This is a genomic window from Acidovorax sp. 107 (assembly GCF_003058055.1).
Classification (GTDB): Bacteria; Pseudomonadota; Gammaproteobacteria; order Burkholderiales; family Burkholderiaceae_C; genus Acidovorax.
In genome coordinates, this window is sequence record NZ_QBTZ01000001.1 from 3,759,408 (window position 1) to 3,774,693 (window position 15,286).

The 15,286-nt window shown below is 67.1% G+C and carries 13 protein-coding genes; 9 read left to right on the forward strand and 4 right to left on the reverse strand.

Translation table 11 applies throughout. The features are described 5' to 3' along the window. The first annotated feature begins 139 nt into the window (after positions 1-139). The 7 genes from C8C99_RS17530 to htpG all read left to right on the forward strand — a co-directional run bounded on the left by C8C99_RS17530 (position 140) and on the right by htpG (position 9,700). Complete coding sequence (locus C8C99_RS17530) at positions 140-1,036, forward strand: DUF4394 domain-containing protein (RefSeq protein ID WP_108626432.1); 897 nt, start codon at positions 140-142, stop codon at positions 1,034-1,036. Next, a complete protein-coding gene (locus C8C99_RS17535) occupies positions 1,033-1,677 on the forward strand; it encodes a methylamine utilization protein (protein ID WP_108626433.1) in 645 nt (214 codons plus the stop codon). Before C8C99_RS17530 ends, C8C99_RS17535 begins: the two co-directional genes overlap by 4 nt. After that, positions 1,677-4,010, forward strand: a complete 2,334-nt coding sequence (locus C8C99_RS17540) for a bifunctional diguanylate cyclase/phosphodiesterase (protein WP_108626434.1) — start codon at positions 1,677-1,679, stop codon at positions 4,008-4,010. Before C8C99_RS17535 ends, C8C99_RS17540 begins: the two co-directional genes overlap by 1 nt. 162 nt (positions 4,011-4,172) lie before the next feature. Then, positions 4,173-5,174 carry a pseudouridine synthase gene (locus tag C8C99_RS17545; protein WP_233247256.1) on the forward strand — a complete coding sequence of 334 codons (1,002 nt, stop codon included), beginning with the start codon at positions 4,173-4,175 and terminating at the stop codon, positions 5,172-5,174. Between the two features lie 45 nt (positions 5,175-5,219). Then, on the forward strand, positions 5,220-6,524 hold the full coding sequence (locus tag C8C99_RS17550; protein ID WP_233247257.1) for a triacylglycerol lipase: 1,305 nt from the start codon (positions 5,220-5,222) through the stop codon (positions 6,522-6,524). 107 nt (positions 6,525-6,631) lie between these two features. Beyond that, positions 6,632-7,567, forward strand: coding sequence for a hypothetical protein (locus C8C99_RS17555; protein ID WP_056647400.1), 936 nt, complete (start codon positions 6,632-6,634; stop codon positions 7,565-7,567). A 159-nt stretch (positions 7,568-7,726) separates the two neighbouring features. Further along, on the forward strand, positions 7,727-9,700 hold the full coding sequence (htpG, locus tag C8C99_RS17560) for a molecular chaperone HtpG (protein ID WP_108626435.1): 1,974 nt from the start codon (positions 7,727-7,729) through the stop codon (positions 9,698-9,700). A 156-nt stretch (positions 9,701-9,856) separates the two neighbouring features. Here the strand turns inward: htpG and C8C99_RS17565 are convergent, their stop codons facing one another. Then, positions 9,857-10,165, reverse strand: a complete 309-nt coding sequence (locus tag C8C99_RS17565) for a hypothetical protein (protein ID WP_108626436.1) — start codon at positions 10,163-10,165, stop codon at positions 9,857-9,859. A gap of 160 nt (positions 10,166-10,325) precedes the next feature. On the opposite strand from C8C99_RS17565, the gene xrtH reads away from it, so the two are divergent. Continuing rightward, positions 10,326-10,838 carry an exosortase H gene (gene xrtH / locus C8C99_RS17570; RefSeq protein ID WP_108626437.1) on the forward strand — a complete coding sequence of 171 codons (513 nt, stop codon included), beginning with the start codon at positions 10,326-10,328 and terminating at the stop codon, positions 10,836-10,838. A gap of 32 nt (positions 10,839-10,870) precedes the next feature. Beyond that, positions 10,871-11,482, forward strand: a complete 612-nt coding sequence (locus tag C8C99_RS17575) for an exosortase H-associated membrane protein (protein ID WP_108626438.1) — start codon at positions 10,871-10,873, stop codon at positions 11,480-11,482. Between the two features lie 75 nt (positions 11,483-11,557). On the opposite strand, the gene C8C99_RS17580 is transcribed toward C8C99_RS17575, so the two are convergent. The 3 genes from C8C99_RS17580 to C8C99_RS17590 all read right to left on the reverse strand — a co-directional run bounded on the left by C8C99_RS17580 (position 11,558) and on the right by C8C99_RS17590 (position 15,286). After that, on the reverse strand, positions 11,558-12,607 hold the full coding sequence (locus C8C99_RS17580; RefSeq protein ID WP_108626439.1) for a serine/threonine protein kinase: 1,050 nt from the start codon (positions 12,605-12,607) through the stop codon (positions 11,558-11,560). Positions 12,608-12,659: 52 nt separating this feature from the next. Beyond that, complete coding sequence (locus C8C99_RS17585; protein ID WP_108626440.1) at positions 12,660-13,754, reverse strand: DUF2855 family protein; 1,095 nt, start codon at positions 13,752-13,754, stop codon at positions 12,660-12,662. A 95-nt stretch (positions 13,755-13,849) separates the two neighbouring features. Then, a complete protein-coding gene (locus tag C8C99_RS17590) occupies positions 13,850-15,286 on the reverse strand; it encodes a bifunctional serine/threonine-protein kinase/universal stress protein (RefSeq protein WP_108626441.1) in 1,437 nt (478 codons plus the stop codon).

Below are 15,286 nucleotides of genomic sequence, written 5' to 3' on the forward strand. Positions count from 1 at the left end.
GAAAAACGCTGATGGCGCCATCGAAATATGGCTTTGTTGCTATCAAAAACAAAGTAAATGCAAGGCTTGGGGTTTGCCCTTGCCCACGCCGTGGGCGCAATCGATCAGGTATAAACCTGTAACACTTGCGAGGCCTTTCATGCATCCGTTTTTTCCCTCCTCCACGCTGCGCGCGGCCGCCGCCTCTGCGGCGGCCCTGGCCGTGCTGGCCGGCTGTGCGGCGCCTCGGCCCGACACCGGGTTGCGCGAAACCCTGGTGGCGGTGACGGCCTCGCAGGAGCTCATCACCTTCCAGGCTGTGCAGCCCGAGCGCATCCTGGAGCGGCGCCCGGTGACGGGCCTGGCGCCTGGCGAACGGCTGGTGGGCATCGACTTCCGCGTGGCCAAGGGCGTGCTCTATGCGCTGTCGCAAGCGGGCCGCCTGTACACACTCGACATTCCCACGGGCGCGCTGCGCCCGGTGGGCCCCGCGCCCGCTGCGCTGGCGCTGCAGGGCACCGTGTTCGGCTTTGACTTCAACCCAGCGGCCGACCGCATCCGGGTGGTGTCCAGCACCGGCCAGAACCTGCGTCTGCACCCCGACACCGGGGCTGCCGTCGATGGCGACGCTGCCGTGGAGGGCGTGCAGCCCGACCCCAGCCTGCGCTACGCCTGGGGCGACGTGAACGCCCGCCGCAAGCCCGACATTGCCGGTGCTGCCTACACCTACAACCCCAACGACAGCAAGATCACCACCAACTACGTCATCGATCGCGCCCTGGGCGTGCTGGTGATGCAGGGCTCGCGCGAAGGCACGGTGCCCGTGGTGTCGCCCAATGCCGGGCAGCTGCGCACCGTAGGCCCGCTGGGGCTGGGGCCGCTCACCGATGTGAGCTTTGACATTGCCGACGTGGGCAACACCGCCCTCATTGCCGTGCGCACCGCCGCCGATACCCAGACCCGGCTGCACCAGGTGGACCTGGCCACGGGCGCCACCCGCCCCCTGGGCCTGGTGGGCGACGGCGCCCCACTGGTGGGCCTGGCGATCGAACCATGAGCCAGAGCGGTATGCCCAGGCTGCCGGTGCGTGCGGGGCGCAGGACTTGGTGCGCGGCGCTGCTGGCCACGTTGGCCGCTGGCGCCGGTGCGGGCACGGTGCAGGTCGATGTGTCTGACGCCGCGGGCAAGCCGCTGGCCGATGCCGTGGTGTTTCTGGACTCTGCCGAGGCGCGCAAGCAGGTCAAGCCGCTGTCTGGTGCGGAGATGGCGCAGGAGAAGCGGCAGTTCGTGCCCGGCCTGCTGGTGGTGCCAGTGGGCACCGAGGTGCTGTTCCCCAACCGCGATTCGGTGCGGCACCATGTGTACTCCTTCTCGCCTGCCAAGAAGTTCGAGCTCAAGCTGTACAGCGGCACGCCGTCCAACCCGGTGCTGTTTGACAAATCCGGGGTGGTCACCCTGGGCTGCAATATCCACGACCAGATGGTGGGCTGGGTGCTGGTGGTGGATACGCCGTACTACGCACGCACCCCCGCCGCCACCGGCAAGGCGCAGCTCGACAACGTGCCGCCCGGCACCTACACGCTGCGCACCTGGCACACCCGCCTGCCGGTGGGTGCCCCGGCGCTGGAGCAGACGTTGGCCGTGCCCGCCACGGGCATGGCCACGGCCTCGGTGCGCATGACGGGGTTGCAGCCTTGATGCGGCTGCGCCTGGCCCGGCGCAGCCTGATCCTGCGGTTGGTGGGGTTGTCGCTGCTGCTGCTGCTCATCGTGCAGGCGGCGGGTTTTGCGGTGGTGCGGGCCTCCATCGACCGCAATGCGCGCGCCCAGATCGCGCGTGCCCTGGACCTGGACGAAAACATCTGGCGCCGCCTGCTGGACCAGAACGCCGAGCAACTGCGCCAGGGCTCGGCCTTGCTGGCTGCCGACTACGGGTTTCGCGCTGCGGTCAACTCGGGGGACGAGGAAACCATCCAATCGGTGCTGGAGAACCACGGCAGCCGCATCGGCGCGGCCGTGACCGCGCTGCTGGGGACCGACCTCACGCTGCGTGCGGTCAGCCTCACGGGCAGCATGGACCAATTTCCGGCCACGCTGCGGCAGGTGGTGCCCCGGCTGGCGCAGCAGCCCCAGGGAAGCCAGATTGCGGTCATGGACGGCGTGCCCTACCAGTTTGTGATGGTGCCCCTGCGGGCGCCGGTGGTCATTGGCTGGGTGCTCATGGGTTTTCGCATCGACCAGTCGCGTGCCGACGAAATGCGCCAGCTGTTGTCCGTGCATGTGACCTTGATGGTCAAGGCTCCCGACGGCACGGTGACCCTGCCCGTCAGCACCTTGCCCGCCGATGCGCGGGCCTTGCTGCTAGGCAGCGGTGGCGCCGCGGGCGAGCTGCAGACGGAAGAGGGCGCATTGCTCGCGCGCTCCAGCCGGATGGACAGCGTGGGGGGCGAGGTGCACTCGCTGCTGCTGCGCTCGGTGGACGAGGTGGTGGCGCCGTACCGGCAACTGCAGGTGCTGCTGGCCATCATCACCGTGGCGGGTGTGCTGCTGTTTGCGGCGGGCACGGGCCTGGTGGCCCAGCGGCTCACCACGCCCCTGCGCTCGCTGCTGGCGGCCACGCAGCGGCTGTCGCGCGGCGAATACGACGTACCGCTGGAGCACACCGACCGCACCGACGAGATTGGCAACCTGGCGCGCTCGTTTGACCACATGCGGGTGGACATTGGCGCGCAGCAAGCCGAGATCCGCCGGCTGGCCTACTGGGACCGGCTGACGGGCCTGCCCAACCGGGAGCGTTTTCGTGACGCCGTGGTGCAGGCCATTGCAGCCAGCACTGCACCCGTGCAACCCTTGGCGGTGCTCACGCTGGACCTGGACCGGTTCAAGCATGTCAACGATGTGCTGGGCTACGCATTTGGCGACCGCCTTCTGCAGGCGGTGGCAGAGCGCCTGAGCCAGCAGCTGCCATCCCCCGACGACATGGTGGCGCGGCTGGGCGGCAATGAATTCGCCATCCTGCTGCGACGTGCCGACGCCGCCGCCGCGCACGACATTGCGCAGCGCATCAACCGTTCGTTCGAGCAGCCGCTGGCTTTTGAAGACCAGACCGTGGACCTGAGCGCGGGCATTGGCTTTGCCTGCTGGCCGGGCGATGCGGACGATGCCGACACCCTGCTCAGCCGCTCTGAAATCGCCATGTATGCCGCCAAGCGTCAGCTCAGTGGCGCGCTGCAGTACGACGCAGCGTTTGACTCGTCCAGCGCCCAGACCCTGTCGCTGCTGACCGAGCTGCGCCAGGCTGTGGAGCACCATGAGCTGCGCCTGTACCTGCAGCCCAAGGTGCCCTTGCACGGGCAGCCGGGTCTGGCGGCCGAGGCGCTGGTGCGCTGGCAGCACCCGCAGCGCGGGCTGGTGCCGCCCATGCAGTTCATTCCGTTTGCCGAGCAGACCGGGTTTGTGCGCCACCTCACGCTGTGGATGTTTGAAGAAGTCGCGCGCCTGCTGGCAGACCCGCGCGCGCGGGGCCTGCCGCTCAGGGTGTCGGTCAACCTCTCCACCCGCGATCTGCTCGACCCCGAACTGAGCCACCGGCTGGCCGACATCCTGGCACGCCACGGGGTGCTTGCGAGTGCCTTCTGCCTGGAGATCACCGAGAGCGCGATCATGGACGACCCGCAGCGCGCCGAGGCCATGCTCAACCGCCTGTCGGAGCAGGGCTTCAAGCTGTCCATCGATGATTTCGGCACGGGTTATTCGTCGCTGGCCTATCTCAAGCGCCTGCCGGTCGATGAGCTCAAGATCGACAAGTCGTTTGTGATGGGCATGGAGTCCGGCGAGGACGACGCGATGATCGTGCGTTCGACCATCGATCTGGCGCACAACCTGGGACTCACCGTGGTGGCCGAGGGCGTGGAGACGGCGGCCATCCTGGAGCGCCTGCGTGTCCTGGCCTGCGATGAGGCGCAGGGTTACCACATTGCGCGGCCTCTGCCGGTCGATGATTTTCTGGCCTGGCAGGCGCACCAGGGGTAGGCGGCGCCAGGGCCGTTGCATTTCATTTGGGGCCCGGGCGGTCCGCAGGCGAAAATACGCGCAATGTCTTCTTCTTCCTCTCGCCCGCCTGCGGGCCCTGCTGCGGCCCCAGCCTCTGACGCTGGCGCGTCCCCTTCCTCTGCGCCCGCGTCCGTCCGACCCGTGCTGCGCCGCCCGACCCTGGCGGCCAAGCCCGCTCCCGCGCGGCCTGCGCCGCCGCCCAGGGCTCCCCGCCCCGCCCGCGCGCCCGCGCCGTCTGGCTACCGTGTGGCGTCGGGCGCATTTGTCGCGCCGGTGCGTCAGGTGCCTGCGCCCGCCACCAGCACCGTGGGAGGCTTGCCCACCTCGCGCCTGAACAAACGCATGGCTGAACTGGGCTTGTGTTCGCGGCGTGAGGCCGACGACTGGGTGGAGCAGGGCTGGGTCAAGGTCAACGGCGTGGTGGCCACCATGGGCCAGCAGGTCACGGCGGCCGACCGCATCGAGGTGGACAAGATTGCCCAGGGTTTCCAGGAGCAGCGCGTCACCATCCTGCTGAACAAGCCCATTGGCTATGTGAGCGGCCAGGCCGAAGACGGCCACACGCCCGCCGTGGCGCTGATCAACCCGCGCACCCACTGGCGCGATGACCCCAGCCGCAACCGCTTCTCCCCGCCGCAGCTGCGGGGCCTGGCGCCCTGCGGGCGGCTCGATATCGACTCGGTGGGCCTTTTGGTACTGACGCAGGACGGCCGCGTGGCCCGGCAGATCATTGGCGAGGACTCCGTGATGGAGAAGGAGTACCTGGTGCGCGTGGTCTACCAGGCTCCGGGCCAGGCAGCGCCACGCCATCCCAGCGAGCGCTCCGCGCCACTGCAGGAAATCAACGAGCGTGACCCGGTCAGCACCAATGTGCAGGCGGTGTTTCCCAAAGAGCTGCTGGAGCGCCTGCGCCATGGGCTGAGCCTGGACGGCGAGGCACTCAAGCCTGCCAAGGTCGATTGGCAGAACCCCGAGCAGCTGCGTTTTGTGTTGACCGAGGGCAAGAAGCGTCAGATTCGCCGCATGTGCGAGCTGGTGGGGCTCAAGGTGGTGGGCCTCAAGCGCATCCGCATCGGCCGCGTGACCCTGGGCAACCTGCCCGTGGGCCAGTGGCGCTACCTGTCGCCCAACGAGCGGTTCTGAGAGCCCCGGGCTCCTTGCGAATATTTTCTGAACGGAGCCCCTCTCATGCCCCTTCCTTCCGCACCTCGGCCACGCAAGCCTCCTGCTTCTACCCCTGCGGGCGACGGCGCCAAAGCTGCGGCAACCAACCCGCTGCGGCAGTTGCGAGCGTCCGACCTGCGCGCTGTGGCGCGCCTGGCCACGCAGGCCACCACCGGCATCACCCGGGTGGCCGAGGGGGTGCACCAGTCGGTGCTGGGCACGCTGGGGCTGCCGGGCGGTGCTGAGCCTGGTCGCACGCGGGGGCTGACGGGGCTGGTGTACCAAAGCATTCGCGGGGTGACGCAGCTGGTGGATGTGGGCCTGCAGGCCGGTCTGGCAAGGCTGGAGCCTTTTTTTGCCCCGGCGACGCCTGCTGGTGAGGTGCATTGGGAGCGCGAGGCGGTCATTGCCGCGCTCAACGGTGTGATGGGCGACCGCCTGCAGCGCGACAGCAACCCGCTGTGCACGCAGATGGGCTGGTACCAGCGGGGCTTGCCCCTCAACCTGCAGGCGCTGGACTCTGCGGGCGCTGCGACGGGCAAACTGCTGGTGCTGGTGCATGGCCTGTGCATGAACGACCTGCAGTGGCTGCGCCACGGCCATGACCATGGCGCCCATCTGGCCCATTCCCTGGGCTACACCCCCGTGTACCTGCGCTACAACACGGGCCAGCACACCTCCACCAACGGGGCCGAGCTGTCGGCTCTGCTCGAATCCCTGGTGGCCTCCTGGCCCGTGCCGGTGACCGAGCTGTCCATCCTGGCACACAGCATGGGCGGGCTGGTGGCGCGCAGCGCCTGCCACCAGGCAGCCCAGACACCGGCAAGCGCCAGCGGCTGGCTGCCTCGGCTGCGCCATCTGGTCTTTCTGGGCACCCCGCACCACGGCGCGCCCCTGGAACGCGCCGGGCATTGGGTGGATGTGCTGCTGGGCAGCACCGCCTATTCGCGCCCGTTTGCACGCCTGGCCCAGCTGCGCAGCGCGGGCATCACCGACCTGCGCTACGGCCACGTGCTCGACACCGACTGGCAAGGGCGCGATCGCTTTCGCAAAAGCCCCGACCAGCGCACCCCGGTGCCTCTGCCCGCCGGGGTGGCCTGCCACGCGGTGGCTGCAACGCTGGCCGCGCGCCGCAGCCCGGTGGGCGAGCGGCTGGTGGGGGATGGGTTGGTGCCCTTGCACAGTGCGCTGGGCATCCACGATGATGCCGGCCGGACGCTGGGATTTGACAAGGCTCGGCAAGCGGTGTTTTACCGCCTGGGGCACCTGGACCTGCTGGCGGATGCGGGCGTGGCCCGGCAGCTGGAGGACTGGATGAAGGTCCATTGATGGATCGATCAATGCCTGGGCGGCCTGCTTTTCGACGCAGGCGGTGCTTGCCAGGCGTCGGGGCGCGGCTACCATGTCGCGTTGCGCTATATAACAAGGAGAATTGAGTGAGTGATGCGAAATACCGCCTGGTGACCCGCAGTGACTTTGATGGCCTGGTCTGCGCGGTGCTGCTCAATGAGCTGAACCTGATCGACGAGATCACCTTCGTCCACCCCAAGGACATGCAGGACGGCAAGGTGCCCATCACCAGCCGCGACATCACCACCAACCTGCCTTACGTGCCCGGTGCGCACCTGGTGTTCGACCACCACGAGTCCGAGACCATCCGCAACTCGGGCCGCCGCGACGAAAACCACATCATCGAGGCCCATGCTCCCTCGGCCGCGCGCGTGGTTTACAACCACTACGGCGGCAAGGCCGCGTTCCCGCGCGTCACCGACGAGATGATGGCGGCCGTGGACCAGGCCGACTCGGCCCAGTATTCGCGCGAAGACATCCTCAACCCCCAGGGCTGGGTGCTGCTGAACTACCTCATGGACTCGCGCACCGGCCTGGGACGCTTTCGCGAGTTTCGCATCAGCAACTACGCGCTGATGATGGACCTGATCCAGTACTGCCGCGACCACACCATCGACGAGATCCTGGCGCTGCCGGACGTGCAGGAACGCGTTCAGCTCTACCGCGAGCACGCCCGCAAGGCCCAGGCCCAGCTGCAGAGCTGCGCCATCCGCATCGACAACTTGGTGGTGCTGGACCTGCGCGATGAGGAAACCATCTGGGCCACCAACCGGTTCATGATCTATGCGCTGTTCCCCCAGTGCAACATCTCCATCCACGTCATGTGGGGCCTGCAAAAGCAGAACACGGTGTTCGCCACGGGCAAATCCATCCTGGACCGCAGCAGCAAGACCCATGTGGGCAACCTGATGCTGGAGTTTGGCGGCGGTGGCCATGCTGCGGCAGGTACCTGCCAGGTGGCCAATGACAAGGCCGACGCCATGCTCAAGACGCTGATCCAGCGCATCACCACCGACGGTTGAGCCCCCGCGCCCCGCCTGGGTGGTGCGACGCCACCCGAAGGGGCCTTGAAAACCGGGCGCATGCCCCTAAATCACGCCTGCTGGTTCGGCAGGCGTGATTTTTTGTGCCGATTCCATTCGTTTCCGTTCAGACCGATTTCCACTGAGAGAGAACCCCCCATGAGCAAGCAAACCCTGTCGTTCCAGGCCGAAGTGGCCCAGCTGCTGCACCTGGTCACCCATTCGCTGTATTCCAACCAGGAAATCTTCCTGCGCGAGCTGATTTCCAACGCGTCGGACGCCTGCGACAAGTTGCGCTTTGAGGGCCTGAACAACTCCGCGTTGTTCGAAGACGCACCCAATCTCGAAGTGCGCGTGACCTTCGACAAAGATGCCAAGACGCTGACCATCACCGACAACGGCATCGGCATGAGCCAGCAGGAGGCCATTGACCACCTGGGCACGATTGCCAAGAGCGGCACCAAGGACTTCATGGGCAAGCTCTCTGGCGACCAGAAGGCGGATGCCCAGCTCATCGGCCAGTTCGGCGTGGGCTTTTACTCGGGCTTCATCGTGGCCGACAAGATCACCGTGGAATCGCGCCGCGCGGGCCTGAAGGCCGAAGAAGGCGTGCGCTGGATCAGCGGCGGCACGGGCGATTTCGAGGTTGAGGCCATCACCCGCGCCCAGCGCGGCACCAGCATCATCCTGCACCTGCGCGACGACGCCGAGGAATACCTCAACGCCTGGAAGCTCAAGCAGGTCATCGCCAAGTATTCCGACCACATCAGCCTGCCCATCCTGATGGAAAAGGAAGAGTGGAAAGACGGCGAGCTGATCAATCCATCGGATGAAAACGGCGGCCGCCAGCCCGGTGGCATGGTCAAGACCGGCGAGTGGGAAACCATCAACAAGGCCAGCGCCCTGTGGACCCGCCCCAAAAAGGACATCACCGAAGAACAGTACGCCGAGTTCTACAAGGCCATCAGCCACGACCACGAAGCCCCGCTGACCTGGGCGCACAACCGTGTGGAAGGCAACACCGAGTACACGCAGCTGTTGTACATCCCCGCCAAGGCCCCGTTCGATTTGTGGAACCGCGACAAGAAGGCGGGCGTGAAGCTGTACGTGAAGCGCGTGTTCATCATGGACGACGCCGAGGCGCTGATGCCCACCTACCTGCGCTTCGTCAAGGGCGTGATCGACTCGGCCGATCTGCCGCTGAACGTGAGCCGTGAGCTGCTGCAGGAAAGCCGCGACGTGCGCTCCATCCGCGAAGGCTCGACCAAGCGCGTGCTGAGCATGCTCGAAGACCTGGCCAAGCACGATAAGCACGACATCGCGGCGAATGCCGATGGCGTGACCGATGTGGTGGACGCCGACGACAAGGCCAAGGAAGGCAAGTACACCGCGTTCTACAGCGAGTTTGGCGCGGTGCTGAAGGAAGGCCTGGGCGAGGACTTTGGCAACCGCGAGCGCCTGGCCAAGCTGCTGCGCTTTGCATCCACCACCAGCGACGCCGTGACCGTGGGCTTTGCCGACTACAAGGCCCGCATGAAGGAAGGCCAGGAGGCGATTTACTACATCACCGCCGACAGCCTGGCCGCCGCCAAGAACAGCCCGCAGCTCGAAGTCTTCAAGAAAAAGGGCATCGAAGTGCTGCTCATGACCGACCGCGTGGACGAGTGGGCGCTGAACTACCTGCACGACTTCGACGGCACCCCGCTGCAAAGCGTGGCCAAGGGCGCCGTGGACCTGGGCAAACTGCAAGACGAAGCCGAAAAGAAGGCCGCCGAAGAGGCCGCCGAAGCCTTCAAACCCGTGCTGGCCAAGCTCAAGGAAGCGCTCAAGGACAAGGCGGAAGACGTGCGCGTGACCACGCGCCTGGTCGATTCACCCGCCTGCCTGGTGGTGCAGGACGACGGCATGAGCACCCAGCTCGCCCGCATGCTCAAGCAGGCTGGCCAGCAGGCGCCCGAGACCAAACCCGTGCTGGAGGTGAATGCCGAGCACGCGCTGGTCAAGAAGCTCGACGGCAGCGTGCACTTCCACGACTTGGCCCACATCCTGTTCGACCAGGCCCTGCTGGCCGAAGGTGGCCTGCCCGAAGACCCCGCCGCCTATGTGAGGCGCGTGAACGCCTTGCTGGTGTGAGGGTGGGCGATTTGTCGATGAAATGGCGGCAGGCGCTAGTGCCATAAGCGCTTGCTGCTATCAAAATATGAGACCCCGGTGGTGCCAATGCGCCACCGGGGTTTTTTGTTTCTGCGGGAGTGTGATGCGTGGTGCCGGGATTTCCTGCGGAGCCCGTCAGTCACGGGGTTCTGCCAGCGCCAGGAGGCGCGCATGTGTCTGGTTGAGCTCAGCCGGGGTTGCGTCGATCAGGGCCTTGAGCGCGCCATCGGGCAGCAGCATGCTCTTGCGACGGTCTGCCTTGACCGGCATGTTGCGCCAGCCCGAAAGCACCAGCCAGTCCCACAACTCTGCGGACACAGGGTGCGTGACCAGCATCTTGGTGCCCTCCCGCACGATGAACACCCCCACCGCAGGCAGTGAGCCCACGGGGGCCGGCTTGCGCGGCTGGCGGATCGATAAGGCGTTGCGGATCCAGTCTTTCATGGGGCACCCGGCGGTGAGTGGCTACAGCATAGCCAAGATTTGCGCGCGTGCCATCTCCGGGCCATGGCACTACGGTTGTTTCTTAGAACGCATGCGTTGCGGATAATGCGCGCAGGGCCAATGCATCCGGTGCTGGCCACTTCGTTGTTTGAGAGTGTCCATGCTGCGGTTCTTCCTGACTTTTGTCGTGCTCCAACTCACCCTGTTTGGCATCAACATGCTGGGGGTGGTGCAGCAGCATGTGGTGCTGCCCTGGACCGCGCTGCTGGCGCGCGGCTGCGCTGGGCTGGTGACATTGTTTGACGCATCGGCTGCTGCGGCGGGCAAGGTGCTGTGGAACACCGTCAGCGGTTTTGGCGTATCGATCGAGCCGGGTTGCAACGGCATCGAGGCGTGCATCGTGCTGTTTGCTGCAGTGATGGCGTTTCCGTCCACCTGGCGTCACAAGCTCGTGGGGCTGGGTGTGGGTTTTGTGGCAGTGCAAGGGCTGAATGTCGTGCGGGTGATCAGCCTTTTCTATCTGGGGCAATGGAGTACCACCGCGTTCAATTTTGCCCACGAGTACCTGTGGCAGGCCCTCATCATGCTGGACGTGTTGATTGTCTGGCTGCTGTGGGTACGCGCCGGGGACCGGGCAGCGGGGCTGGCCACTGCGCCTGCCAGCGCGGGCTGATGCACCGCACGATGCCCTTCTGGAGCTTGTGAATGCGCCGTCTGTCTCCGTTGACTCTCTTCGTGTTGTCGGCCTTTGGCTGGATCTTGGCGTTGACCGCCGCGTGGTCCGTGGTGTCTGCCTGGACGTCTTATCCCGTGGGAGTGCTGTCGCACATGGCCCTGGAGCAGGGGGCGCCCATGTGGGTGCGGCAGGTGCGCTTGTCACCGGGTGCCATGGAGGTGGATACCGCCATCTCGGTGCCGGTGGCCCAGGCTGGGGGGCGGCGGGGAGAGGTCAGCATTGAAGTGCGCCCAGCGCACTACGCGTATGGTCTGCCCATCTTTTTGGCGCTGGTGCTCGCAGCACGTGGCAAGGGTCGACTGACCCGGGCGGTGGGCGGGTATGTACTGCTGCTGCCGTTCCAGGCGTTCAGCCTCACGATGTCGGCACTCATGCAGATGGTGCTGGCTGCGCAGACCGATATCCGGCTGCTGCGCGTCGCCCAATGGCAGATGGAGGCCATCATCTACGGCTACCAATGGGGCTCTTTGGTGGTGCCCACGCTGGCTCCCATTCTGCTTTGGCTGTGGATGGATCGCCAGTTTGTGAGCGATGTGCTGGTGCGCGGGTGGCGTGGGGCCTTGCCGGTGGCGCCGTCGTGAAGGCATCTGCTGCGCACGGTCTGCCCCCACGCGGGTGCCTCCCGTATCTTGCCGCAGCGCCCGGGCCCGCCCACGTCAGGCCATCAGCGGTTCTTCCTGCATCGCCTCGATCTGCTCGATCAGCATGTCCACCTGCCCGCGCCAGTAGTCGCTACTGCCGAACCAGGGGAAATTCGCGGGAAAGATCGGGTCCTGCCAGCGGCGCGCCAGCCAAGCGCTGTAGTGGATGAGGCGCAAGGTGCGCAGCGGCTCGATGAGCGCCAGCTCGCGGCGGTCGAAGCTGCGGAACTGCTCGTAGCCGTCGATCAAAGCGGCAAGCTGGTGGGTGCGCTGGCGCCGGTCGCCCGACAGCAGCATCCACAAGTCCTGCACGGCCGGGCCCATGCGCGCGTCGTCCAGGTCCACAAAGTGCGGGCCGCCGCGGCCCCATTCATCCAGCGGGGTCCAGAGGATGTTGCCGGGGTGGCAGTCGCCGTGCAGGCGGATCTGGGTGGCATTGTTCAAGCCAAATGTGTCTGTGGTGCTAGTGGAATATGCGCTGGTAGCTATCAAATCGAGAGCTTTGTCGCACTGGGTCTTCCAGGCGGCTTGCATGTCGAGCGGGATGATCTCGTTCGTCAGCAGCCAGTCGCGCGACGCCGTGCCAAAGGTGGCCAGGTCCAGCGTGGGCCGGTGTGCAAAGGGCTGGGCGGCGCCCACGGTGTGGATGCGGGCCTGAAAGCGGCCAATCCATTCCAGCACTTCAAAATCGTCCAGCTCGGGCTGGCGCCCGCCGCGCCAGGGGCTGACGGAAAAGGCAAAGCCCTCGTGCTGGTGCAGGGTGGCGCCGTTCAGCACCAGCGGGCCCACGGCGGGCACCTCGGCCGCCATCAGCTCCGCGGCAAAGGCGTGTTCTTCGAGGATCTGCGCCTCGCTCCAGCGGCCGGGGCGGTAGAACTTGGCCACCACGCGCTCGCCCTCTTCCAGCGTGGCCTGGTACACCCGGTTTTCGTAGGACGACAGGGCCATGAGGCGGCCGTCGCCGTACAGGCCCACGCTGGCCAGCGCGTCCAGCACCTGGTCGGGGGTGAGGCGGGCGTAGGGGTGCTGGTCGGCGGGCGGATGGTCTGGGTGCGATACGGTCATGCCCGATTGTCGCCGCCCATCTGTGGGTGCCGATCGCGCCGCCTACGCTGGATCAGCCCAGCAGCATGGTGGCGATGTGCCCCGTGCGCGGGTCGCCGCTGCCTGCCAGCACGCTGGCAAACAACGCCTGCGTGGCCTGGGGCCCCGCGTGGTGCTGCACCACCAGCCAGGGCTGTGGCCCCGACGACACGGCGGTGCTGAACTGGTTCCAGGCCGCCACCAGGCGGTCGTTCAGGCCCTGGGCGCCCCAGTCGGTATGGCGCTTCTTGACCTGGGCGGGGGCAAAGAACATCACCGGGCGCGGGCCGGGCAGCTGGCCGGCGCCGCCCAGATCGCCCACATGGCTCGCGCCCACCGAGCAGCTGTAAGCCAGGCCGGTGAAGTGGGCGTGGATGCGTTGGCGCAGGCCCACGCTGCCCGCAAAGTCGATGTAGACGCTGGGCGTGGCGCCGTCGAGGGTGTCCAGTGCGTCGTAGGTGACCACGCGGTGGTAGCAGCCCAGGCTCTCGCAAAACGCCACGTTGCCGGGTGAGGTGAGGCCGATGACCTCGATGCCCTCCCGCTGTGCGAGCTGAAAGGCCGTGCCGTAGGCGGTTTTGCTCGACGCGCTGGACAGCAGCATGCGCCGGGCGCCAAAGAACTCCTGGTCGGCCAGAAAGTCGTCGATGAGCCACGAGGTGATGAACAGCGGCCGCAGCAGCGCCTGCACGTCTTCGTTGTCGGCGCGGTACAGCCCGTCGGTGCTGGTGCGCAGGTAGTGGTTGTAGACCGCATGCAGGCCCGCGCGGTGCGGTGCACCGTCGCTGAAGCCCGTGGTGTTGACGCGCTCTGGCGACAGCACGGCCTGGCTGGCCATGGGCCAGTAGCCATACAGCCGCTCGCCCACGGCCACGGCCGGGTGCAGCGACTGCACCACGGTGCCAAAGCCCCACACGGGCACGATGCCCCAGCCGGCCTCGCCGGTGGGGAAGAACTGCCAGTAGTTCAGCATGTCGCCCAGCGCGGCATAGGTGATGTTGTTGGCCGTGAGGGCAAACGACTCGACCCGCACGCGGACCTGGCCTTCGGCCAATGGGGTGTCGTCGGTGGTGGTCAGGCGGGTGGTGGCCAGCTGGTCCTGGCGCACGAGGAGGGTGGTGGTGCTCATGCCGCCACGCTAAACCAAAGCGTGCGCGCGCTCAAGCGGCGCGCGCCGCCTGGGCGACAGGTGTGCGGCGTGGCGGCGCGCCGGGGCCAAGGGGCTCAGCCCGCCGTGGGCTGCGCCAGTTGCTCGAAAGGCAGCGCCTGCTTGACCAGGATGACGGTGCAGGGCGCATCGCGCGCCACGCGCATGGGCACGGTGGCAAAAAAGCGCTGGGTCTGCAGCCCGTGTGTGGCGGCGCCCAGGATCATCATGCTCACGTGGTTGCTGGCCGCATAGCGCACCAGCGCCTGGGCCACGTCGCCGGCTTCCAGCACGTGGTAGCTCACGGCATGCCCGGTCAGGTCCAGCCCCTGGGCCCACTGGCGCAGGCGCGCCATGTGCTGGCGGTGCAGCGTGGTCTCGCTGCGCTCGCTGTCGCTGGTGCTGCTGGCGCCGGGCGACACCACCGTCACGCAGGCCAGCCGCGCGCCGGGGCGGATGCCCAGGGAGCGCGCCACCGCCTGGCGCAGCGAATAGAGCGTGGCGTCCGTCACGTCGGCATGGGGCACGGCCACCATGAGGATGGGCGTGTCCTCGATCTGCTGCGAGGGCAGGGGGCTAGGCGTGTAGTGCATGCCCGCTGCGCGCAGCCAGCGGCGCAGGTGCGTGCGCAGCGGCGTGCGCTCGGTGCGTTCGCCGCGTTCAGTGATGAGGACCTGCTCGGGGTTGGACAGGTCAAACGCCAGGTGGGCCGCCGAGGGGTAGCGGCTTGCGGCCTCGGGCTCCAGGCATCGCAGGATGACCTCCTGCAGCCAGGGCGGGATGTCGGCGCGGTGCTTGCGCGGAGGCGCGGGCGTCATCCACAGGCGCTGGCGCATGCCGCCGCTGGTGGTGGGCGCGCCAAACGGCAGCTCGCCGGTGGCCAGCTCGTACAGCATCACGCCGATGGCGAAAATGTCGCTGCGCGGGTCGCCGCGCACGCCCACCACCTGCTCGGGCGCGATCCAGGCGGGCGAGCCCACGGCCTGACGCATTTCCTCGGCCAGCAGGTCGGGGTAATGCGCGTGGCACGAGAGGCCAAAGTCCAGCAGCACGGCCGTGCCGTCCTCCTTGATGAGCACGTTGGCCGGTTTGAGGTCCAGGTGGCACACGTTCTGCTGGTGCAGGCTGTGCGCCGCGTGGGCCGTGGCCGCGCCCAGGCGGGCTATTGTTGGGATGTCGCAGCGCCCAGGCGCATCCAGCCAGTGCTGCAGCGTCTGGCCGGGGATGTATTCCATCACCAGGTAAGGCAGGCGCACCAGGTCGCCCGCTGCGACAAAACGCGGCACATGCGGGCCGCTGAGCACGGGCAGGATCTGCAGCTCCACCTCGAAGCTCACGATGTTCTCGGCCCCGTCGCCCGCCGTCATGCGCGGGATCTTCATCGCCATGGCAAAGCCGGGGCTGCGGTCGGGCTGCGCGTATTCCACCGCGTAGATGTGGGCCATGCCGCCGGCGTGGATGCAGTCCACCACGCGGAAGCCGTCGATCTCGGTGCCGGGCTCCAGCAGCTTCAT

Coding starts and splice junctions, on each gene's coding strand:
- C8C99_RS17530 (WP_108626432.1), top strand. CDS start 140: ATGCATCCGTTTTTTCCCTCCTCCACGCTGCGCGCGGCCGCCGCCTCT.
- C8C99_RS17590 (WP_108626441.1), bottom strand. CDS start 15,286: ATGAAGCTGCTGGAGCCCGGCACCGAGATCGACGGCTTCCGCGTGGTG.
- C8C99_RS17535 (WP_108626433.1), top strand. CDS start 1,033: ATGAGCCAGAGCGGTATGCCCAGGCTGCCGGTGCGTGCGGGGCGCAGG.
- C8C99_RS17565 (WP_108626436.1), bottom strand. CDS start 10,165: ATGAAAGACTGGATCCGCAACGCCTTATCGATCCGCCAGCCGCGCAAG.
- htpG (WP_108626435.1), top strand. CDS start 7,727: ATGAGCAAGCAAACCCTGTCGTTCCAGGCCGAAGTGGCCCAGCTGCTG.
- xrtH (WP_108626437.1), top strand. CDS start 10,326: ATGCTGCGGTTCTTCCTGACTTTTGTCGTGCTCCAACTCACCCTGTTT.
- C8C99_RS17580 (WP_108626439.1), bottom strand. CDS start 12,607: ATGACCGTATCGCACCCAGACCATCCGCCCGCCGACCAGCACCCCTAC.
- C8C99_RS17585 (WP_108626440.1), bottom strand. CDS start 13,754: ATGAGCACCACCACCCTCCTCGTGCGCCAGGACCAGCTGGCCACCACC.
- C8C99_RS17550 (WP_233247257.1), top strand. CDS start 5,220: ATGCCCCTTCCTTCCGCACCTCGGCCACGCAAGCCTCCTGCTTCTACC.
- C8C99_RS17540 (WP_108626434.1), top strand. CDS start 1,677: ATGCGGCTGCGCCTGGCCCGGCGCAGCCTGATCCTGCGGTTGGTGGGG.
- C8C99_RS17575 (WP_108626438.1), top strand. CDS start 10,871: ATGCGCCGTCTGTCTCCGTTGACTCTCTTCGTGTTGTCGGCCTTTGGC.